The sequence below is a fragment of the Mycolicibacterium gadium genome (assembly GCF_010728925.1).
GTDB lineage: Bacteria > Actinomycetota > Actinomycetes > Mycobacteriales > Mycobacteriaceae > Mycobacterium > Mycobacterium gadium.
Map to the genome: position 1 here is coordinate 262,566 of NZ_AP022608.1, position 21,372 is coordinate 283,937.

At 66.4% G+C, this 21,372-nt stretch carries 20 protein-coding genes; 10 read left to right on the top strand and 10 right to left on the bottom strand.

Features of this window, described 5'->3' with window-relative positions; translation table 11 throughout:
* Positions 1-90: 90 nt before the first annotated feature.
* On the top strand, positions 91-1,755 hold the full coding sequence (locus tag G6N36_RS29500) for a hypothetical protein (RefSeq protein ID WP_179964690.1): 1,665 nt from the start codon (positions 91-93) through the stop codon (positions 1,753-1,755).
* Positions 1,756-1,784: 29 nt separating this feature from the next.
* Here the strand turns inward: G6N36_RS29500 and G6N36_RS01225 are convergent, their stop codons facing one another.
* From G6N36_RS01225 to G6N36_RS01245, 5 genes are read right to left on the bottom strand one after another with little or no spacing between them, the layout of a single operon-like run.
* Positions 1,785-2,525, bottom strand: coding sequence for an SDR family NAD(P)-dependent oxidoreductase (locus G6N36_RS01225; RefSeq protein WP_163684276.1), 741 nt, complete (start codon positions 2,523-2,525; stop codon positions 1,785-1,787).
* A gap of 24 nt (positions 2,526-2,549) precedes the next feature.
* Entirely contained in the window at positions 2,550-4,157 is a 1,608-nt protein-coding gene (locus tag G6N36_RS01230) for an ABC transporter ATP-binding protein (RefSeq protein ID WP_163684278.1), read from the bottom strand.
* Positions 4,154-5,029 carry an ABC transporter permease gene (locus tag G6N36_RS01235; RefSeq protein WP_163684280.1) on the bottom strand — a complete coding sequence of 292 codons (876 nt, stop codon included), beginning with the start codon at positions 5,027-5,029 and terminating at the stop codon, positions 4,154-4,156. The genes G6N36_RS01230 and G6N36_RS01235 overlap by 4 nt, the downstream gene beginning before the upstream one ends.
* On the bottom strand, positions 5,026-5,994 hold the full coding sequence (locus G6N36_RS01240; RefSeq protein WP_163684282.1) for an ABC transporter permease: 969 nt from the start codon (positions 5,992-5,994) through the stop codon (positions 5,026-5,028). The genes G6N36_RS01235 and G6N36_RS01240 overlap by 4 nt, the downstream gene beginning before the upstream one ends.
* Positions 5,991-7,517: an ABC transporter substrate-binding protein gene (locus tag G6N36_RS01245; RefSeq protein ID WP_163690296.1), complete on the bottom strand. Its 1,527-nt coding sequence runs from the start codon at positions 7,515-7,517 to the stop codon at positions 5,991-5,993. Before G6N36_RS01245 ends, G6N36_RS01240 begins: the two co-directional genes overlap by 4 nt.
* A gap of 138 nt (positions 7,518-7,655) precedes the next feature.
* Here G6N36_RS01245 and G6N36_RS01250 point away from each other — a divergent pair, with 138 nt between their 5' ends.
* The 3 genes from G6N36_RS01250 (at position 7,656) to G6N36_RS01260 (ending at position 10,190) form a co-directional block, all read left to right on the top strand.
* Positions 7,656-8,192 (top strand): hypothetical protein, encoded by a 537-nt coding sequence (locus G6N36_RS01250; RefSeq protein WP_163684284.1) that lies wholly within the window; start codon positions 7,656-7,658, stop codon positions 8,190-8,192.
* 73 nt (positions 8,193-8,265) lie between these two features.
* On the top strand, positions 8,266-9,327 hold the full coding sequence (locus G6N36_RS01255; protein ID WP_235690209.1) for a glycoside hydrolase family 183 protein: 1,062 nt from the start codon (positions 8,266-8,268) through the stop codon (positions 9,325-9,327).
* Positions 9,328-9,374: 47 nt separating this feature from the next.
* Positions 9,375-10,190 carry a potassium channel family protein gene (locus G6N36_RS01260; RefSeq protein WP_163684286.1) on the top strand — a complete coding sequence of 272 codons (816 nt, stop codon included), beginning with the start codon at positions 9,375-9,377 and terminating at the stop codon, positions 10,188-10,190.
* Here the strand turns inward: G6N36_RS01260 and G6N36_RS01265 are convergent.
* Positions 10,180-10,941 (bottom strand): 3-oxoacyl-ACP reductase family protein, encoded by a 762-nt coding sequence (locus G6N36_RS01265; protein ID WP_163684288.1) that lies wholly within the window; start codon positions 10,939-10,941, stop codon positions 10,180-10,182. The two genes, G6N36_RS01260 and G6N36_RS01265, sit on opposite strands and share 11 nt — an antisense overlap.
* A 111-nt stretch (positions 10,942-11,052) precedes the next feature.
* On the opposite strand from G6N36_RS01265, the gene G6N36_RS01270 reads away from it, so the two are divergent.
* The 3 genes from G6N36_RS01270 to G6N36_RS01280 all read left to right on the top strand — a co-directional run bounded on the left by G6N36_RS01270 (position 11,053) and on the right by G6N36_RS01280 (position 15,757).
* On the top strand, positions 11,053-12,141 hold the full coding sequence (locus G6N36_RS01270; RefSeq protein WP_163684290.1) for an NAD(P)H-dependent amine dehydrogenase family protein: 1,089 nt from the start codon (positions 11,053-11,055) through the stop codon (positions 12,139-12,141).
* A 66-nt stretch (positions 12,142-12,207) separates the two neighbouring features.
* Positions 12,208-13,974: an Hsp70 family protein gene (locus G6N36_RS01275; RefSeq protein WP_163684292.1), complete on the top strand. Its 1,767-nt coding sequence runs from the start codon at positions 12,208-12,210 to the stop codon at positions 13,972-13,974.
* A gap of 28 nt (positions 13,975-14,002) precedes the next feature.
* Positions 14,003-15,757: an acyl-CoA dehydrogenase family protein gene (locus G6N36_RS01280; RefSeq protein ID WP_163684294.1), complete on the top strand. Its 1,755-nt coding sequence runs from the start codon at positions 14,003-14,005 to the stop codon at positions 15,755-15,757.
* On the opposite strand, the gene G6N36_RS01285 is transcribed toward G6N36_RS01280, so the two are convergent.
* Together G6N36_RS01285 and G6N36_RS01290 are read right to left on the bottom strand one after the other, a co-directional pair.
* Complete coding sequence (locus G6N36_RS01285) at positions 15,739-16,053, bottom strand: hypothetical protein (RefSeq protein ID WP_163690298.1); 315 nt, start codon at positions 16,051-16,053, stop codon at positions 15,739-15,741. The genes G6N36_RS01280 and G6N36_RS01285 overlap by 19 nt on opposite strands.
* Complete coding sequence (locus G6N36_RS01290; protein ID WP_163684296.1) at positions 16,050-16,679, bottom strand: DJ-1/PfpI family protein; 630 nt, start codon at positions 16,677-16,679, stop codon at positions 16,050-16,052. The genes G6N36_RS01285 and G6N36_RS01290 overlap by 4 nt, the downstream gene beginning before the upstream one ends.
* Positions 16,680-16,771: 92 nt before the next feature.
* Between G6N36_RS01290 and G6N36_RS01295 the strand changes: the two genes are divergently transcribed.
* Positions 16,772-17,734, top strand: a complete 963-nt coding sequence (locus tag G6N36_RS01295; protein ID WP_163684298.1) for a GlxA family transcriptional regulator — start codon at positions 16,772-16,774, stop codon at positions 17,732-17,734.
* Between the two features lie 3 nt (positions 17,735-17,737).
* Here the strand turns inward: G6N36_RS01295 and G6N36_RS01300 are convergent, their stop codons facing one another.
* Entirely contained in the window at positions 17,738-18,826 is a 1,089-nt protein-coding gene (locus G6N36_RS01300; RefSeq protein ID WP_163684300.1) for a class I SAM-dependent methyltransferase, read from the bottom strand.
* A gap of 60 nt (positions 18,827-18,886) precedes the next feature.
* The gene (locus G6N36_RS01305) at positions 18,887-19,834 is read right to left on the bottom strand and encodes an SDR family oxidoreductase (protein ID WP_163684302.1); all 948 of its coding nucleotides are present in this window, start codon (positions 19,832-19,834) and stop codon (positions 18,887-18,889) included.
* A 92-nt stretch (positions 19,835-19,926) separates the two neighbouring features.
* On the opposite strand from G6N36_RS01305, the gene G6N36_RS01310 reads away from it, so the two are divergent.
* Both G6N36_RS01310 and G6N36_RS01315 read left to right on the top strand, forming a co-directional pair.
* On the top strand, positions 19,927-20,598 hold the full coding sequence (locus G6N36_RS01310; RefSeq protein WP_235689933.1) for a TetR/AcrR family transcriptional regulator: 672 nt from the start codon (positions 19,927-19,929) through the stop codon (positions 20,596-20,598).
* 36 nt (positions 20,599-20,634) lie between these two features.
* On the top strand, positions 20,635-21,366 hold the full coding sequence (locus G6N36_RS01315) for an SHOCT domain-containing protein (protein WP_163684304.1): 732 nt from the start codon (positions 20,635-20,637) through the stop codon (positions 21,364-21,366).
* The last annotated feature ends 6 nt before the right edge of the window (positions 21,367-21,372 follow it).

Sequence of the window (21,372 nt, forward strand, 5' to 3'; positions counted from 1 at the left end):
AGTCGGACGAGCGATGAACCTTCTGAGATCAGCGCAGCGACCGCTCCTGGTCCAGGCAACTCGTCGGGGGAATTGAAGGAGTCGATAAACGTGGGTGCACCCCTCGAATTTTGCTCGAAGCGAGGCGTCGTCGCTGTGCTGGCGACTGGCGTCGTCATTTCACTGACCGCACTGACTGGGGGATTGGCCCCAGCGATCGCCCAGCCCGGTGACGACAGCGGGGTGACCACTACCGTGGTCGCCCCCGAGCCTGAGGTTTCGGCGCCCGAGCCCGTCGAGGAGGCCCCGCAGGCCCCCGCCGAGGCGCCGGCCCCCGTGGTGCCCCAGGCACCGCAGACCCAGGCACCGCAGACTCAGGCACCGCAGACTCAGGCACCGCAGACTCAGGCGCCCGCCGAGGTCGAGTCGACGCCCGAGCCGCAGGCCCCGGTGACCACAGTGCCTCCGGTGACGACTGTCGCGCCGGCCGAGCCGAGCGAAGAAGACGTGACGACGGCCTCTCAGGCCCCCATCACGCCCGCGCCGGGCACGTCGACGCCAGAATCGTCGGCCGAGGCCACCACCGCGGCCGAGTCGCCCGAGTCCTCGACCGCGGCTACCACGGCCACCAGCCCGAGCGAGGCGGCGGAGTCGTCCGCGTCGACCTCCACTCCGTCGTCGGAGGCAGCGGAGTCGAGCACGGAGACCAGCGGAACGACCTCGCCCAGCGAGACCTCGACGAGTGAGTCGGCCGAGACGACTGCGTCCGAGACGAGCAGCGACGAGTCCGAGACCCCGACGGTCTCCATCGAGCAGACCGCCAAGGAAATCGAGACCGTCGAGCCTCAGCAGCTGGACGCGCCCGTCGAGGATGTCCAACTCGCCAGCAAGGCAGCGCCGGTCGACGAGAAGATCCCCGCGCCGGCGCCCGAGCCGGAGCTCGCGTCGTTCTCGAGCGAGATCTCGACGAGCCTGAAGCTCCCCGGCCTCGACGTCAACACGAGCGCGACCACGAACTTCGCCGTCGACCCGCCGGTTGAGCTGATCAGCCCGGTGCGGCAGTGGCGACCGGACTGGGTGCAGTACGACGAGTACTACCGGCCGATCATCCTGAACCCGTATCGGAACCCGGTGCGCATCGTCTACATGTACGAGATGACGCCGCGGATCATGGTCGTCCCGCCGCTGGGCCGGATGGTCTTCGAGGCCGCCCAGTACGCGGCGTACAGCTTCACCGCCGCCCTGCTGGCCCCGGTCGTCGCGGCCGCCAACGTCGCGCAAGCCGTGTCCAACATCGCGGTCGGAAGCTTCTTCGGCGGTGGCTACTACCCCGGTGTCGGAATGCCTCCGCCGCCGCCCCCGCCGCCGGTGATGCGCTACGACAATGTGCCGGTCTTCGTGAACTACTCGAACGCACGGTATGAGCCGTTCCGGGTCAACCGCATCGTCGATGTGGGCGACGACCCGCAATTCGGTGAGCGCAAGGTGCTGCTCGACGGTGTCACCCCCGCGTGGGGTGTCTGGAACCAGTCACCAACCGGTGAACGGCAATTCGAGGTGCACCGCACCCAGCAGTTCCCCGGCCTCGAGGCGCCCGCCGAAGGCCCGCTGCCGGGTGACTACCGCCTGCGACTGGCGTCCGACGACACGTCGACGGGAGGCCTGTCCGGTCGCGACATCTTCCTGATGGTGTCGGCCGGCGTCATCGGGACGCTGGGCTTCGGTGCGATCGGGTTGGCATGGTTCCTCGGCCGCCGAAGGAACCAGGGCATCTGATCCGAGTTCGACTGCGAAAGGGCGCCGGTTCAGCCGGCGCCCTTTCCGTTGTCGATCCGGTACACCGCACCGTGGATGGCGGCGGCGTCGTCACTGGCGAGGAACGCGATCGCCTTCGCGACGTCGGAAGGTTCCATGAAGCCGCGCGGGGACGCGATGCGCATGATCAGATCCCAGTCGGCGTTCTCGGGCGCGGTGAACTCCGTCGCCTGCGGGGTCGGCATGCCGCCCGGGCAGAGCGCGTTGACCCGGATGTTCGATTTGGTGTACTCGACGGCCAGCGCACGGGTCAGCCCGACCAGTCCGTGCTTGGCCGCGCAGTAGCCGGCGGAGTAGACCTCGCCCTCCACGCCGGCGATGGACGTGACGTTGACGATGTTGCCGCCGGTCTCCAAAAGGTGGGGCAGCGCCGCGCGGCACAGGTAGAACGGCCCGTTCAGGTTCACTGCGAGATCGCGGTTCCACTCCTCGTCGGTCATTGTCGTCGTGTGCCGCATCTGGTGGAAGCCCGCGACATTCACCAGCACGTCGAGCCGGCCGAACTCCTCGACGGTCTGCGCCACGGCATCCCGGCAGGCTTCCGGTGACGAAATGTCGACCGACGCATACTTGCCGCCGGGCACCGTCTCGAACACCGTCGCCATCTCGTCCGCCCGGCGCGCGATGCCGAAGACTTTCGCCCCCCGCTCCGCGAAGACCTGCGCCACGACGGCGCCCAATCCGGACGAGACGCCGGTGATCAATGCGACCTTGTCGCTGAGCTGAGTCATGGCGACACCTTAGGCACAGGCGGGTCAGGTGCAGGCCCGGGGTCGCTCCGGAGGCACCGCGGCGAGTAGCTTTCGGGTGTAGTCGTGTTCGGGGGCGCTGAACAGCTCGGCGGCGGAACGGTACTCGACGGCCTCACCGCCCCGCAGCACCAGGACGTCGTGGCTGACCTGCTGTACGACGGCGAGGTCGTGGGCGATGAACAGATACGTCAATCCCAAATCCTGTTGCAGCCGAGCAAGCAGATCCAGGACCCGCGCCTGCACCGAAACATCCAGCGACGCAGTCGCTTCGTCGAGGACGAGCAGCTCGGGTTCGCCGGCCAAGGCCCGCGCGATGCTGACCCGCTGTCGTTCACCGCCGGACAGCTCGTGCGGATACCGGGACGCGAACGACGTTGGCAGTCCGACGAGTTCGAGCAGCTCGTCGACACGTGCCCGGCGCGCCCTCTTGCCCTCTACCACGCGGTGCACCCGCAGTGGTTCCTCGATCGCCGTGCCGACCCGGCTGCGGGGATTCAATGTCGAGAACGGATCCTGGAACACCAGACTGATCCGCCTGCGCAGTGCTTTCTCGGCGGATCCCCGCACACCGAATATGTCGGAGTCGCCTAGTTTCGCTGTGCCCGCATCGGGTTTGACGAGGCCGGTGAGCGTGGCGGCGACCGTCGACTTACCCGAACCCGATTCACCGACGAGGCCGAGGGTCGTGCCGCGGCGGATCGCGAACGACAGCCCCTTCACCGCCTGGACCACCGACGCTCCGACCGGCGTGTTCACCTCGAATCGCACATCGAGGCCCTGGACATTGAGCAGTGTTTCGGCGTCGTCGGCGGGCGGTGGGGGACCGTCGGCGCCGACGACGGGGCGGGCCCGCAACAGTTCGCGCGTATACGGATGCTGGGGGCGATCGAATACCTCGAGCACGGGTGCCTGCTCCACGGCGTAGCCGTCCTGCAACACGGTGACCTCGTCCGCGATCTGGCCGATCACGCCGAGGTCGTGGCTGATCCACACTACGGCGGTGCCGAAGTCGCGCTGCAGATCCCGCACCAGCTCGACGATCTGCGCCTGCGTCGTCACGTCCAATGCGGTGGTCGGTTCGTCGGCGACCAACAGTTCTGGATCGCACGCCATGGCGATCGCGACCATCACGCGCTGCTTCTGTCCGCCGGACAGCTGATGCGGGTAGGCGTGCAGACGCGTCTCGGGGTCGGGCAGTCCGACCGCCTCCAGCAGTTCGATGGCCCGGTCACGGGCCTGCCTGCGCGTCATACGACGATGTGTCTCAAGGGATTCGGTGATTTGTCGTTCGAGGGTGAGCAGGGGATTGAGCGACGTGCCCGGATCCTGGAAGACGAAGCCGATCCGGCCGCCGTGCACGCTGCGCAACAGCCGATCAGATGCGCCGACGAGTTCGACGTCCCCGGTCAGAGTGCTCGTACCGGACACCGAGGCGCCAGGGGCGTCCAGCAGTCCGGTCGCCGCGAGCACCGACATCGTCTTGCCCGATCCGGACTCGCCGACGATGCCCAGCGTCTGCCCGGGTGCCACGTCAAATGAGATGCCGTGCACGATCTCGCGTCTGCCGATGCGCACCCGTAGATCGCGCACGGTCAGGGTCGGATCACTCACTGCTGTCTCCGTGCCTCGATCATGGTGCGCTGCTTGGGATCGAGGACGTCACGCAGACCGTCGCCCAGTAGGTTGAACGCGAGCACCGTCACGAAGATCGCGGCGCCGGGAAAGACCGCCATCCACCACGCCATGGTGACGAACCCCTGCGAGTCGAAGATCATCCGACCCAGCGACGGCTGCGGGGGCTGAATGCCGAGACCCAAGAACGAGAGTGCCGCCTCCGACAGGATCGCGAACGCCAGCGACAACGACGTCTGCACTACCAGCGGTCCGGCGATGTTCGGCACGATGTGCCTGCCGAGAATGAAGAGGTGACCGGTGCCCATGCTGCGGGACACCGAAACATAGGGTTCGACACGAACACTCAGCGTGCTGGCGCGCGAGACTCGGGCGAAGATCGGCGTGTAGACGATGCCGATCGCGAGGATCGTGGTCGTCATACCGGGGCCCAGAATCGCGACCACCGCGAGGGCTAGCAGCAGGACGGGGAACGCGAACATGACGTCGACGACGCGCATGAAGATCGTGTCCAGCCAGCCGCCGCGGTAACCGGACACGACGCCGATGGTCACGCCGACGACGACAGCGAACGCGACGCTGATCACCGCAACCCGTAGCGATGCCTGCGTTGCGACGAGCACGCGGGAGAACACGTCGCGGCCCAGTTCGTCGGTGCCGAACCAGTGCGCGCCGCTGGGACCCTGGAGCGCGTCAGGCACATTGACATCGTTGACGCCAAAGGGCGCAATCCAATTCGCGGTGAGCGCTACGACGGCGATGACGATGAGGATCGCCCCGCTGACAACGGTGACGGGGTTGCCCAGCAGCAGGCGCCACGAGGACACCCGCGTATCGGTGTCGGCGGTCATGACAGCCGGATCCTCGGGTCGACGACCGCGTACAGCGCGTCGACGATCAGGTTGATGAGCAGGAACAGCGCGGCGATGAGCAGCACCGCGCCTTGAATCACGGCGTAGTCGCGAGTCGCCACCGCGTTGTACACGAGGCGGCCAAGGCCGGGCCACGCAAACACCACCTCGACGACGATGACGCCGCCGAGGATCGTCGCGAGCTGGATGCCGGTGATCGTCAGCACCGGGATGAGCGCGTTGCGCACGGTGTGCCGAAACGTCACGACCCGCGGCGACAGACCCTTCGACCTCGCGGTGCGGACGTATCCCATCGACGCGACCTCCAGCACCGCCGAGCGCACATACCGGGTCATGATCGCGCCGGCGACCAGCCCCACCGTCAGCGCGGGCAGCACGATGTGGCGAAGCCAGCCACCCGGATCGTCCAGCAGCGGTTGGTACCCCGACGTCGGAAGCCAGCCGAGCGTCGTCGCGAACAGCGCGATCAGCAGGATGCCCATCCAGAAGTCCGGCACCGACACTCCGAACTGGCTGGCGACCCGGATGATCGCGTCGCTGACGCGACCCTCGTGCAGTGCCGACCAGATGCCCGCCGGCAGTGCGATCAAAAGCGCGATGACGATGCCGACCACGGCGAGCGATACCGTCGCGGGCAGTCGCTCCAACAGGATCACCGTCACCGGGTCGCCGTTGCGGAAGCTCACGCCGAGGTCTCCGGTCAGCGCCGAACCGACGTAGCCGAAGAATTGTTCGACGATGGGCTTGTCGAGACCGCTCGCCGACCGTAAGGCCTCGTACGCCTGCGGGCTGTAGCGCGTGCCCAACGCGATACGCACCGGGTCTCCAGGTACGAGGTGCACCAACGCGAAGACCACGATCAGCACGCCGAGCAGGACGACCGCCGAGTAGGCCAGCCGGCGCGCCAGGAAACGCACGATCGGATGAGTCACGAAGCGGGTCACTGTGTCTGGCCTTGATTGAGTTCGACGTGGCGGAACCGGACTGCGCCGTCGCGCCGTGACTCGAAGCCGGAGACGTTGGTGTTCCACGCCTGGATCACGGATGGGTTGTAGAGGTAGATGTAGCTGACCTCGTCGGCGATCTTCGTCGCCGCGCGGGCGTAAACATCGCCGCGCGCTTCGCGATTAGTCTCGACCCGTCCGGCGTCGAGCAGTCGGTCGACCTCCGGATCGGAGAATTTCTGAGCATTGCTGGTGCCGTCGGTGTGGTGCTGTGCGTAGTAGAAGTCGTCGGGATCGATATTGCCGAGCCAGCCCATCATGAGCATGTCGAAGTTGCCGTTGTTCTGCTCGTCCAGCCAGGTGGCGAAGTCGACGGTGCGGATGCTCACCGTGATGCCAAGTGGCGCAAGGTTGTCCGCGATGACCTGCGCGGCCGTCACCGTCTCCGGGTATTCGCTGGTGACCAGCATGTCGAGGTCGGTGTCGGTCACCCCAGCTTCCTGCAGCAGACCCTTGGCCTTCTCGATGTCGTAGCCGTAGCGGTGATAGTCGGTGTACCAGGGATTGCCCTCGGGGATCGCGAGCTGGTTCGCCGCAGCGGTGCCGTAACTGGTGGCGGTCACGATCGCGTCCCGATCGATGCCAAAGGCGACGGCCTGACGGACCCGCACGTCCTTCCAGGGTCTGCGCGCCTCGTTGAGCGCGAGATACCAGTAATCGTTGCTTGCGGTGACGGCCAGGTTCACCGAGTCGTCGTCGCGTAGCTGCGCCACCCGTTGAGGCGGGATCGAGTCGGTCCAGTCGACCTCGCCGGCCTGCAGCGCCGAAAGCGCCGTCGTCGGCTCGGAGATGAAGCGGTACGTCACCCCCGAAACGCTCGGCGGGCCACCCCAGAACGACGGATTCGCCTTGAGGGTGATGGAATCGCCGCTCTTCTGACCGCTGAACGAGAACGGGCCCGTACCAATCGGATGCGTGGCGATCTCGCCGCTCTCGACATTGGCACGTTGCACGATCGCCATGCCCTTGAAGCCGCCGATGTTGGTCAGCAGGTTCGGTGTCGGCTGCTCGAGACGGATCACGACGGTCTCGGCGTCGGGGGCGCTGACATCGGTGACTGCGCTGAACTTGTCGACGTTGGTCAGCTGCTCGTCGATGATGCGGCGATACGAGTACACGACATCGTCCGCGGTGAACGGGCTGCCGTCGTGAAAGGTGACACGCGGCCGCAGGCGGAACGTCCAGACCAGCTGGTCGGGGCTGACGGTCCACGATTCGGCCAGTGCCGGTCGCATCTCGAGGTTGGCATCCGGTTCGACCAGCGTGTCGAAGACGTTTTCGAGGACCTCGAACGAGAAGTATGCGCTGGTCTTGTGGGGGTCGAGCTGATCGGGTTCGCCCGCGATGGCGGCGATGAGGTTGCCGGACGACTCACCGCCGAGATCCACCCGCTGGCCGGTCGAGCACGCAGTAAGGCCGCACAAAAGGGCGACGACAGCGACCCACACCGCCAGTCGTCTCATCGCCATCACCCCGAACGCATCTACCCGCTCGGCGCGGGGCTTGAAACGCCGGGCGTGGTGAAAGGGGTGACGGACCAGCCTGCGCACTGGAATACTGCACGGGATTCAAGGTCTGTTGCCGTGTGAAGGGGTGCCATCGTGAGGTTCGTAAAGGGGCTTGTCGTGGCCCTCCTCGGGATTGCCACCGCCCTCGGGGTCGTTGCACCGGCTCAGGCGCAGGGCCCGGCAGCCAGGGCGCCGGGCACTCCGGAGGGCGTTTACGACGTCAACATCGACGGGCAGGCGCAAAGCACTTGGGAGATCTGGCCGATCTGCGTGCCGACGGTGGGCGACCTGCGTGATCCGCTGCTGCTGCCGGTCGCGTGCACGTTGAAGGTGGGGCCGTCGAACCTGGCCGGCCGTGATGCACGCATGGTCGACGGTATGTGGCAATTCGTCTACAACGACTCCAAGCGCACCTGCCCCGACGGCAGCACAGCACCGCAACAGATGATCTTCCGATTCGACGGGTATTCGTTGACCGGCGAGATGAAGGTGCTGCACGGCGATGAGTGCCGCGACTCGCCCGCGATGGTCGTTGCGCCGTTGACTCTGAAGTTCAACCGGCCGCTGTCGATCCCCGTCACCCAGTACCCGCTGCAGTGTGAGCCGGGCGGCTTGCGCCGCTGTTTCTGAGTTGGCCGGCGAGTCCTCGATCGGCCGGCAGGCGGGTCGCGGTCTCGGCCCACGCACGCGCGCGGTAGTTCCGCTGCTCAACGGGAAGGTCGTCGACCTGACCGGTCCGGGCCTTACCGAGCGCTGGGGGGTTACCTGCGCCGATCTCGGGGCATCGGTCGTCGCGCCGAACGGAAAGCTGGTGTCCGTCTTCGGCGACACCTTCTCGGGTCGCAAGGTCGGCGAGGGGGACTGGCGCTCACCAGTCGTGCTGATCGGCACCGGCGACGCCGACCATGAAATCGTGTACGAGCGGGCCGGCGGAGCCGACCCCGACTACGCCCGACAGCTGTGGCACTACATCCACGACGACGCGTCCACGGGGTGGACCCGCGGCGGCGTCAGCACCGTTATCCCCTCCGATCTGCTTCGTGTCGACGACTCGATCTATCTGCACGCCATCGTCAACCGCGGCTTCGGCAACGTCGCATGGACGGAGATCTGGCGTTCCGACGACAGCGGTGTCTCGTGGGCGCCCATGGGGCGCCAGGCGAAGTTCCCGGCCGCGCGCCACGACGGCCATGCGCAGTGCTGGTCGTGGGACTTCGACCCCGACGACGGCTGGGTTTATGTCGTGGCCACGGGTTTTCAGCGCGACAAGGGCATCATCCTGATGCGCGTGCGGCCCTCGAACATCGGTGACCGAACGCGCTACGCGAGTTGGGGTTTGGCCGGCGGACATTGGAGGTGGGGTGAGGTGGCCACGCCGATCACCCCGGTCGGTGAGAAGTGGGGAGAGCTGACGTTCCGCCGGGTGGCCCGGGGCAAGTGGATTCTCGGCGGGTTTCTCGCATCGAAGTATGCGCTGGGCTACCGGGTCGTGGAATCGCCTGTGGCCAACCTGCATACGACGCCGTTGCAGACGCCGGTGCTCGGCTCGGCGTGGCATGGCGAGGACCACGTGGCGAATCGGGTCGCGCAGCTGTACGGCGGTTACGTGCTGCCCGGATCTCGACTCGACATCGAAGGCGGTGTGGGACTGGTGGTCTCGCAGTGGAACACCGCCGACGGGTGGCCGTACCGTGCGATGCAGTTCAAGGCAGGGTTGCGGGATACGACGAAGACGCCGGATCCGTCGGATCCGATCAACCTGTAGCGGCCGCGACGTTAAGTCCCGGGCTGCGATGGGTATGCAGACCGGCGATGTCGTCCGCTCCCCCTGAACGAACGCACAATCGCCGACTGGAACGCTGGGAACAGCGTGTCGAGTGGCCATTGGCCGGGATCGCGGCCCTGTTCCTGGTGGCGTACTCGGTTCAGGTGCTGGCTCGCCCGCCCGAGCATGTCGATCGTGTGCTGGAGTCGGTGAACGCCACCCTGTATCTGGCGTTCGTCATCGACTACGTGGTGCGGCTGTGCCTGGCGCGCCGGCGTGTGCGGTGGTTCATCGGCCACCTGGCCGACCTGGCGATCGTCGCGCTACCGTTCCTGCGCCCGTTGCGACTGTTGCGATTGGTCGTGCTGTTCAAAGTTCTGCAGCGAGCGGCCGGGGACGCCATCCGCGGCCGCGTCATTGTCTACACGGCCTGCAGCGCCGTGCTGCTGATCTACGTCGCGTCGCTAGCGGTGCTTGATGCCGAAAGAGTGGACGCGCGCTCCGACATCACCTCGTTCGGCCGCGCGGTGTGGTGGGCGATCACGACCGTGACCACGGTCGGTTATGGCGATCTTTCGCCCGTCACCGTCACGGGCAGGGTCATCGCCGTCCTGCTGATGATCGGCGGCATCAGCCTGGTCGGTGTTGTCACCGCGACGTTGGCGTCGTGGATCGTGCAGCGGGTCGCCGAAGAAGACGAGGCCAATCAGGCGGCTACCTCGGCGCAGATCGACGAGCTGCGGGCGGAGATCAAACGGCTCGCGGATACCGTGCACAACGACGGGAGCGAGGAGCGGCGTTTCCCCGCGCACACTGACCACCCAGGTCCGGTGGGCGGTAGGCGGGAAGACGCTAGACGGTGAATCCGCCGTCGACGTTCCAGTGTGCGCCCGTGATGTAGCCGGTGTCGGGGCCCGCCAGGTAGGCGACCACACCTGCGACATCGCTCGGCTGACCGTAGCGCCCGCCGGCCATGACTTTCTTTGCCATTTCGGCGAATTCGCCTTGGTCCGGGTTCATGTCGGTGTTGATCGGTCCCGGCTGGACATTGTTGACGGTGATGCCGCTGGGTCCCAGGTCGCGAGCCAGGCCGCGGGTCAGTCCCGCGACGGCGGCCTTCGTCATCGCGTACACGGCCAGGCCGGGTCCCGGGACTTGGTCGGCGTTGATGCTGCCGATGTTGATGATGCGACCGCCCTCGCCGAGATGCGAGAGCGCGGCCTGGATCGCGACGAACATGCCGCGGATGTTGACCGCGACCAGCTTGTCGAACTGCTCGAGCGGAAATGTCGCCGCGTCGCCGAGGAACGCGATGCCCGCGTTGTTGACCAGGATGTCGAGGCCACCGAGTCCGGCGACGGTTTCCTCGACCGAACGAGTCACCTGCTCGGGGTCGGCGGCGTCGGCCTGGATGGCCACGACCGTCGCACCGTCGGCGGCGACTTCGGCGGCGAGCTTCTCGGCTTCGGCTTTGGAGGCGCCATAGGTGAATGCGACCGCGGCACCATCGGCAGTGAGCCGACGCACGATCTCGGCCCCGATTCCCCGTGACGCACCGGTGACCAGTGCCCGTCGTCCCGCGAGTGGCTTGACGCTTCCGCTTGCTGTTGTCATGGCGTGGATAATGCCGCAGAAGCGGTAAACATTCCCGGCCTCATTCGCGCGACGCCGATCGCCCCACGGCTAGGGTCATGGCGGGGGCCGATTGAAAGGTGCGGTTGACGCGTGACTGTGGACTCTCAGAAGAAGCGGATCGTCATCTACGGCACTGGCTTCGTCGGCCAGATGGTGATCGCCGAGATCGTCAAGCACCCGTTGTTCGAGTTGGTCGGCGTCGGCGTCAGCAACCCCGACAAAGTCGGCCGTGACGTCGGAGAGGTCTGCGGTCTCGGCACGACCCTGGGAATCACCGCCACCGACGACATCGACGCGCTGATCGCGCTCAAACCCGACGCCCTGGTGCACTACGGACCCACCGCCGCGCACGCCGAGGAGAACATCAACCTCATCACCCGGTTCCTACGGGCGGGGATCGACGTCTGCTCGACAGCGATGACCCCGTGGGTGTGGCCGACCATGCACCTCAACCCGCCCCACTGGATCGAACCCATCACCGCGGCCTGTGAACTCGGCGAGGCGTCCTGTTTCACCACGGGCATCGATCCCGGCTTCGCCAACGACCTGTTCCCCATGACGCTGATGGGGCTGTGCTCGGAGGTCCGTACGGTCCGTGCTTCCGAACTGCTCGACTACACCAACTACACCGGCGACTACGAGCGTGAGATGGGGATCGGCAGGCCCCCCGAGAAGAAGGCCATGCTCGAAACCCCGGACATCCTCGTCTTCGCCTGGGGTGGAACAGTTCCCATGATCGCGCACGCCGCCGGCATCATGCTCGACGAGATCACCACGACCTATGACAAGTGGGTGACCCCCAACGAACGCAAGTCCGCCAAGGGCGTCATCCCCGCGGGGAACGTCGCGGCGGTGCGGTTCACGATAAACGGCCTCTACCAGGGCGAGACCCGCATCCAGCTCGAACATGTCAACCGGATCGGCGATGACGCCGCACCCGACTGGCCGACCGGCAACCAGAACGACGTCTACCGCGTCGATATCGAGGGCACGCCGAGCATCTTCCAGGAGACCGCCTTCAGGTTCACCGACGGCTCCGGGCGCGACGCCGCGGCCGCCGGATGCCTCGCCACCGGTATGCGCGCGCTCAACGCGGTGCCCGCCGTCAACGACCTGTCCCCCGGCTGGCTCACCGCACTCGATCTACCACTGATTCCAGGGATGGGGACCATCCGCTGAGTAACATTTTGGCCGTCTGATCAGATGGACATCTCCGGACAACGTTGAAGATCGAGACGGGAAGAGATGTCTGACGGGTTAGGGCTCTCGGTAGGGGCCACCCGCCTGGCCGCCGTGGTGGTGGGCCGGGCGGCGCTGTCGCGCACCTCGGTCCTGACGCGCTTCGGGCACCGGCCGCCCGAGGTCGGGGTGCCCAGCGAGAACCCCAACCTCAACGAACGCGGGTTGATCCTCACCGACTTCGTCGACCGTGTCGGTGACCCGGTCGGCATCGTCGCGGCCGACGGTTCCACCCATCTCGCCGACGGTGTGCTCGCCGACGCGCTGCGCGCCCTGCTGCTCACCTTGACGGGCGGCCGGCCACCGGTCGACCCGGTCGCGGTCACCTACCCCGCACATTGGCGGCCGGCGGCCGTCGAAAGCCTGCGCAACGCGCTGGCCGCAGTGCCGGAACTCGGTCAGCCCGACCCCGCACCGCTGGTGTCCGACGCCACCGCCGCGGTGCGAGCGCTGCAGGACGACCCGGGCGTGCCGACACGCGGCGTCATCGCGCTGTGCGACTTCGGCGGCACCGGGACGAGCGTCACGCTCCTGGACGCCGACGCGGGTTACGCGCAGCTGGCTCCCACCGTTCGCCACACCGATCTCTCCGGCGATCTCGTCGACCAGGCCTTGCTCACCCACGTGATCAACGATCTGTCGGCGGCGGGAAGCATCGACCTGTCGGGTACGTCGGCGATTGGCTCGCTCACGCGTCTGCGGGCCGAGTGCCGCAACGCCAAGGAGCGGCTGTCCACCGCCAGCGTCACCTCGCTGATGGCCGATGTCCCCGGACACCGTGGCGAGGTGCGGCTGACGCGCAACGAACTCGACGACGCGATCCGTCATCCGGTAACCGACTTCGCGGGTGTGCTGCAGGAAACGCTGGAGCGCAACGGCGTTCGCGAGCTGGCCGCGGTTGCCACCGTCGGCGGAGGAGCGCGAATCCCGATCATCACGACAACGCTGTCCGACCGCTTCCGGGTACCGATAATCACCAACGGTCAACCCGAGCTGACAGCGGCCATCGGTGGCGGCCTGACGGCCGTGCGCGGGACCGTCGACGACGACCAGACAGCCATGGCCGCAGCCGCCGCTGCGGCGGCGCCAGCCACGCAGCTGGCGCCCGAAGTGGTTCCGCCGGCCGACGAGATGGCTCCGTCGGGCTCGTTCGGGGCACTGGCATGGTCGGACGCCAACGACGTTCCCGACGTGGCGCCGGCCGGTCACTACGAGTACGACTCGCCAGCTGACCCCGACGACGTGCGGCCACAGATCCAGTTCCAGCCCGACCAGCATGACGACGAACGCTCCGCGAAGGCGCTGCCCTGGTACCGCCGGCCCGCGGTGGCGCTGGGAGCGGGCGTGCTCGTGGTGCTGGTCGCACTGGCTGCGGCCCTCATCTTCGTGATGCGCGGCGGCGAGACCCCGCCGGAGACGGCGTCGACCACGGCCCCCTCGCAGCCTCCGGAGCCGATGACGATGACCAGCGTGGCACCGCCTCCACCGTCGGACACGCAGGCCCCGCAACCCGAGCCCGTCCCGCAGGAGGCGCCGCCGCCGGTGACTGAGACGGTGACGGCGTCCCCGAGCGAACCGCCTCCACCCAGCCCGCCTCCGACCGAACCAGCGCCGAGCCCTCCGCCGACCAGCGAAGCGCCGCCGCCCACGACGACACAGCCGCCGGCAAGCACACCACCGCCGCCGCCGACCGTCCCGACGCTGCCCTACGAGACGATTCCCGGTCTGCCGTTCGTCCCGAACCCGATCCAACCGCCGCAACCGGCGCCTTAGCGTCGGCGGCGGTCCTAGGCTGACGGCCATGACGACCGATGGCCTGCTTTTCGACCCCAACACCTACGACCCACCGCAGTTCGATGCCGAAACACGGCGGCTGTTGCGTGCCACCATCGACTGGTTCGAAGGTCAGGGCAAGAAGCGCCTCCTCGATGACGATCTGGCCGCGCAATGGCCGGCCGACTTCGTCGACTTCGTCAAGCGCGAGAAACTGTTCGCGACGTTCCTGACACCGTCGGAGTTCGCCGCCGGCAACCCGGACAAGCGCTGGGATGCCGCTCGCAACGCCGCCCTCTCGGAGATCCTCGGGTTCTACGGGCTGACGTACTGGTACACCGAACAGGTCACCATTCTCGGGCTGGGACCCATCTGGCAGAGCGAGAACAAGGACGCCAAGCTGAGGGCAGCCGACGACCTCGACGCCGGCGAGGTGATGGCCTTCGGCCTGTCCGAACGCTCCCGCGGCGCCGACGTCTACAACACCGACATGGTGCTGACGCCGGCAAGCGACGAGGACCGCGCCAACGGCATCCTGTACCGGGCGACGGGGGAGAAGTACTACATCGGCAACGGCAACGTCGCCAGCATGGTGTCGGTCTTCGGACGGCGCGGCGACGTCGAGGGCCAAGAAGCGTACATGTGGTTCGTCGCCGACAGTCAGCACGAGGACTACCACCTGATCGACAACGTCGTGCACATGCAGATCTACGTCAGCACCTTCCGGTTGGACAACTATCCGGTGCGAGAGGAGGACATTCTGCACACCGGCGTGGAAGCCTTTGCCGCGGCACTGAATACGGTCAACGTCGGCAAATTCAATCTGTGCTCCTGCTCGATCGGCATGACCGAGCATGCCTTCTACGAGGCGATCACCCACGCGCAGAACCGCATCCTGTACGGCAACCCCGTCACCGAATTCACCCACGTGAGAACCAATTTCGTCGATGCGTACTCCCGCCTGATCGCTATGAAGCTGTTCAGCCAGCGCTCCGTCGACTACTTCCGGTCCGCGAGCCTTGACGACCGCCGGTATCTGCTCTTCAACCCCATGACCAAGGCCAAGGTCACCATGGAGGGCGAAACCGTGCTGCGGGCATTGCACGACGTGATCGCCGCAAAGGGATACGAGAAGAACACGATGTTCCGCGAGGTCGCACAGTTCATCGGCACCCTGCCGCGACTGGAGGGCACCGTGCACGTGAACGTCGGCTTGGTGCTCAAGTTCATGCCGAACTACATGCTGAATCCCAAGGAATATCCGGCGATCCCGATGCGCAACGACGCTGCGGACGACACATTCTTCTGGAACCAGGGGCCGACGCGGGGTGCCGGCAAGGTGCAGTTCGCCGATTGGACTCCGGTGTACGAGGAACATGCTGACATCCCAAACGTCGCGGTGTTCTACGACCAAGCCAAGGCATTCCGGGAATTTCTCCTGACCGCCGCGCCCGACGCCGACCAGCAGCAGGATCTCGACTTCCTGCTCAACGTGGGGCATCTGTTTTCGTTGATCGTGTACGGGCAGCTGATCCTGGAGCAGGCCGCGCTTACCGGCCTGGACGGTGACAAGCCGGCTGACATGCTGGACCAGATCTTCGACTTCCAGATCCGCGACTTCAATATGTATGCCGTTGCGCTGCACGGTAAGCCGACCGCAACGACGGTCCAGCAGGACTGGGCGCTGAGCGCGATCCGCAAGCCCGTTCCCGACGCGGAACGGTTCCATCGGGTCTGGGAACGGGTCAAGGCCTACGACGGCGCCTACGAGATGGCGCCCTGACGGCGGCGCTTACCCGTCACCGCCGACCGCGGAAGGCGACCCGCGCGAGCATGGCCGACGAGTCGGTCGCCGTCGACGGTGGCCTCGAAGTCGAGGTTCAGCCGCATCGGCTTGCGTACCGACTGCCTCCACGTGATCCGTTGTCCGTCAACCACGATGTCCTGCAGCGCAACCGTTTCGTCCTGGCCGGTCGCGGAACCGATGAGGGCGCCGTCCTGTTCGGTGAAGGTGTAGCGCACGGCGAGCGAGCCGATCGGTGTCTTGATCGTGACGTCCCAATCTCCGGCAATGCCTATGCTGTCCACACCGTCCCTCGTCGTTCGTAGGCGAACAAGTCCTCGACCGCGAGGGCGACGGACGCTCCGTAGGTGCGGTCGAGCAGATGGAGTGCGAGATCCAAACCGGAAGTGACGGCTCCGGACGTCACCAGGTCGCCGTCGTCGACGACCCGGGCGTTCACCGTGGTCACGCCGGTAGCCTCGAGCAGGTCCATGCCGAGGTGATGGGTGACCGCGTTGCGGCCCTCCAGTAGCCCACCCATCGCCAGGGCGAGGGAGCCTCCGCACACCGTGGCCACAGTGACGTCTGGATTCTCCATCGCCGTGCGCAGCAGCGGAATGGCTGCGGATTCGGCGAACCGTGCAAGCAGGACGGGGATGGTGTCGACCACGTCGGGATCGCCGTCGACCGGCCCGGATGCGCCGGGCACGACGATGAAGCCGGGCTTCGACGGATCGAGGGGCGCGGTGGCGTGCAAGACCATTCCCAGGGTCCCACTGAGCACCTCCCGTGGCCCCTCGGCCGACACCAGCTCGACCTGGAGTTCGTCTCCGGCGAACTCACTGCCGGCGGCGAGCACTTCGAACGGTGCGACGGCGTCGAGCGGATCGAACCCGTCGAACAACACGATCTGCGCATACACACCCTGATCGTCGACCCACGCCGGGCCCCGTCGCCAGTGGCCAGATCGCCACGTATCGCCAAGATATTGCCACCCTCTGTTATGGTGCCGGGATGCATGTCGTCGCTGTGCTGGCGCTGCCAGACACCATCGCGTTTGATCTGGCAACCCCGGTCGAAGCCTTCGGTCGGGTCCAGTTGCCCTCTGGCGCACCGGGATACCGCGTCGTGGTGTGTGGGTCGCAACCGGAGGTCACCGCCGGGCCGCTCCGCATCGCCACCGACCACGGCCTCGAAGCGCTAGCCGATGCCGACACCATCGTCGTCCCCGGACGTAACGACCCCACCGTCGATACCTCCCATGAGGTGCTGTCGGCCCTGACCGCCGCCCATGCCCGCGGAGTGCGGATTGCGTCGATCTGTTCAGGGGCCATCACGCTGGCCGCCACCGGATTGCTGGACGGTAAGCGCGCGACGACCCATTGGATCGCCACCGAGTACTTTCGCGCGCGCTTTCCCGCCGTCGACCTCGATCCCGATGTGCTCTACGTCGACGAGGGCCAGGTGCTGACATCGGCGGGGGCATCGGCCGGTTTGGACCTGTGCCTGCACATGATCGCTCGCGACTACGGAGCCACAGTGGCGGCGGACGCGGCCCGACTCGCCGTGGCACCCCTGCATCGCAGTGGGGGGCAGGCGCAGTTCATCATCCGAAATCAGGCCGCTGTCAAACACATTGCCGAGCGCACCGAACTCGACGACGTGCTCGCGTGGATCGAGCAGGAAGCACACCGCGACGTGACGTTGCACGATATCGCGGCCCGCGCCGCGGTGAGCGTGCGAACCTTGAACCGGCGATTCCAGTCCGAGACGGGTCAGACGCCGATGCAGTGGCTGACGGGAGTGCGAGTCCGCCATGCTCAACAGCTGCTCGAGAGCACCGCATACGGGGTCGAAAGGATCGGTCGTGAGGTCGGCTTCACGTCCCCGGCCAATTTTCGCGAGCAGTTCCGACGGCTGACTGGAGTAGCACCGGTGAACTACCGCAACACCTTTCGTGAGCGGATGGCAAGCTGACGGTTACGTCTTCGATTGCCGCTTGACCAGCACCACATGCGCCATCGGAATCTGCGTCTGCTCCGGCGACGCCGCCAGCCGATTGACCACCCCGGCCTCGAGCCGATCGAAGAACTCCGTCTTGCGTGGGTCGGCGTGGCCTCCTTCGAGCGCGCTCGCGAACGTCGGGAACGCCGCGGCTCGGCAGAACGCCCCCCACTGAGCGCCGAAAGCCTTGGCGTCCTTGTCGATTTGGTACTGCTTGAAGAAACGGTCCTCGGCGTCGAACAGCTCGAGTTGCTCGATCTCGAGATTCTCGAACCGCCCGGAAGGCGCAAAGCACGCGCGGAAGTCGGCAGCGCTGCGTCCGGCGATCGGCAGTACCATCCGCTGTTTCTCGTCCTCGGTGATCAGTCCGGCCGCGGTGAGTTCGGCTACCGCGTCGTACATGCTGTCGAGGAGTGGGTGGTACCCGAAGTCGCCGGACTCATCGATCCCCGGCGTCATCACCACTATCCGTCCGCCCGGCGCCAACTCTCGGCCACGGAACGCGACGAACTCGTGCCAGTCGTGGGCGGCCTGGCGCGCATACTCGGCTTTGACGCGCTCGTCGCTGCTGTAGGCGACGTGGATGTGGTCGGGGACCGGCGCGGGCACGCGGCTGAGCCATTGGATCGCCCACGAACTCCAGCCCAGGTTGACGCTGTTGGACGGAAGGATCTGCGCGTAAAAGGAGCGACCCACGGCCGAGGCGAATGTCGCCGCGTCTTTTTGCAGGTAACTGTCCGGGTCGTCGCTGAGTGTCTTGAACAATGCCGTGAAGTCGTTGTCCGGCAGGTCGGTGTGGACGACCAGGATCGAATGGTCGTGTCGGGTTCGCTTGCGCAGCACGGCGATAGCCGCACACATGGGCAGAAGAGAGTTGTGGCCGTTGGCTGCGCCGTAATCGGCGACGACGATCGGCCCGGGTTGCTTGGGCAGCGGTACCGCGTCGGCCGCCTTCTCGAATATCGCCATCGCCGCAGGCAGTCCGGCGGCCTGCAGCCGGGAACTGGCCGTGTAGGTACCGCTTTCCATCGGTTCAGGCCGCACGACGATGCTTGACTCAGGCATCGCGACCTCCGTGACGTGTGGGCAACGGGTAGCTGGGGCGTACCCACGACCGTAGTCCCCTTACCCGGGATAGGTCACCGAAGTCAGTCGCTCCGAGATCTCCCACAATCTGCGTCCGTCGGCCTCGTCACTGGCGCGGGGAAGGATCTTGGCGTCGGTGACGCCCCCGCCGGCCAGTTCGAGGATGCCCCGCGGTCCGTAGAACGCGCCACCCTGCGCCTCGGGGGCGGTAGCGCCGTACAAGCTGGGCAGAATTCCCTCGTCGATCTCCTGCCACATGAACGGCAGCGCGGACCGGCTGACGCGGTAGAAGCGTTCCAGCAGCGTCGGGTTGGCCTGACCGTGGGAGGGGCCGCTCAGCTGGAGGTTGGTCTTGCACAAGCCGGGATGCGACGCGTTGGACATGATGTTCCACCCGCCGTGGCGACTCCTGCGGTCCAGCTCGATCGCGAACATCAGGTTCGCGGACTTGGACTGCGCGTACGCCTGGGTGGCGTTGTATCGCTTCTCCCACTGCAGATCGTCGAACCGGATGCCACCGAAGCGCGCTGCGGAACTGCTCAACGAGTGCACCCGCGGGTTGTCGGCGGCACGCAGCAGCGGCAGCAGATGGCCGGTGAGCGCGAAGTGGCCCAAATGGTTACAGCCGAACTGCAATTCGAATCCGTCGGCGGTGGTTTCCCGCTGCGGTGGCTGCATGATGCCCGCGTTGTTGATCAGGAGGTCGATTGGCCGCCCCTCGGCGTTCAGTTCGTCGCCGAGCGCCTTGACGCTGGCCAGCGAGGACAGGTCGAGCGCCTTGATGGACAGCTTGGCGTCGGAAACCGTGGCGCGGATCTGCTCGATCGCGGCCTCGCCCTTCGCGCGGTTGCGGATCGCCATGACGACGTCGGCGCCCGCGCCGGCCAGTCGGGTCGCGATGCCAAGCCCAAGCCCGGAGTTGGCGCCGGTGACGACCGCGAGCTTTCCGGACTGATCGGGGACCGTCACTGTGCGCACACGGACCATGAGTTTCTCCTCTACGTCGGGTGGATAACCGAACAGTAACGGACCATCGGTCTGATAACAAGAGCCCGATGGTCTGATAATGTCGATGTTTTGTGACGTCCTTTCAGCGCGCTCGCCGACCGGAGCAGATGGCGGCCCGCCGGATGGCGATCATGAATGTCGCGCGCGACATGCTTGCCGAGAAGACCGTCGGCGACATCAGCTTGCGGGAACTCTCGGATCGGGTCGGACTGGCCAAGTCGAACGTACTGAGATATTTCGACAGCCGCGAGGCGATCTTCCTCGAGGTGCTCGACGAGGAATTCACGATGTGGCTCGGTGACATCGAGGATCGGCTGGGGCGACCACGTACCAGAAAACCGGGCTACGCCAACGAGATCCGGGTTGCGACAGTCGTCGCGGATTCGGTGATGGCGCGCCCGCTGCTCGGCGAGCTCCTTGGGTCGATGGCCTCGGTACTGGAACGCAACATCTCGCACCGCTTCGCCCGTGACTTCAAGGCGCGCGCGATGGGGCGGATCGCGGCGTTGGCGGCCCTCGTACACCGCCATCTGCCCTGGCTACCCGAAGAGTTCACCGCGTTCTTCGCCGAGGGATCGCTGATGTTGACGGCCGGGGCGTATCCGTTCTCGGTGCCCACCGAACCAGTGCGCGCCGCCATCGCCGAGATCGGACTTCCCGACCCAGGTCAGCGATTCAGCGATGGACTGCGACTGGGTCTGCGGACATGGCTGATCGGCGCGGCTGCACAGACCGAGGCGTGACAGACATACGGCCGAAGTCGTGACACACTTTCGGCCATGAAGCGCGCGCCGCGGATCGCGATCGTGGTTTCTGTTCTCACGTTGGTCGTGTCGGTTCTGGGCTTCGTCGCGACGCTCGTACTGAACACCTTCGTCCTCGATGAGTACGACGCCTACGGGGAATTGCCGATTCCCGGGTCGACCACCCTGGAGCTCCCCGCGGGCGAGATGACCGTGAGTTTCCATACGGTGACGACAGGCACGCCGACGAGCGGATTTCCTATCCCCGACCTGAGTTTCGGCATCACCCCGACTGAGGGACGCCCGGAACCGACGGTCACCGAAAACGTCGGTGGGACAACCTCGGTAAACAGCGACGTACGAGTGCGCATCTGGACAGTGCAGATTCCGCAAGCAGGTACCTACGAGGTGGAGGCAAACGGATCCGTCGATGGTTACATCGCACCGAGGCTGGCATTCGGACATGACGACTCCCGCGGCTGGCTGCTGTTCGTGTTCGGCGGTCTCTTCGGCCTCGGCCTGCTGGCGCTCGTCGTCTCGTTCCTGTGGTCGTCGCGTGCGGCCAAGAAGGCGCGACTTCTGCAACCCCATGAGCTGTCGGCCGAGACGCCGACGTGGAGTGCCGGGTCCATCCCCGCGGCGACTACGCCCACCGATCAGGGTGTGCAGCTGGAACAGATCCGGCATTTGGCCGCGCTGAGGGATTCCGGGGCGCTGACCGAAGACGAGTACGCGGCCGAGAAGCGCCGCATCCTCGATGGCGACTGATCGCCG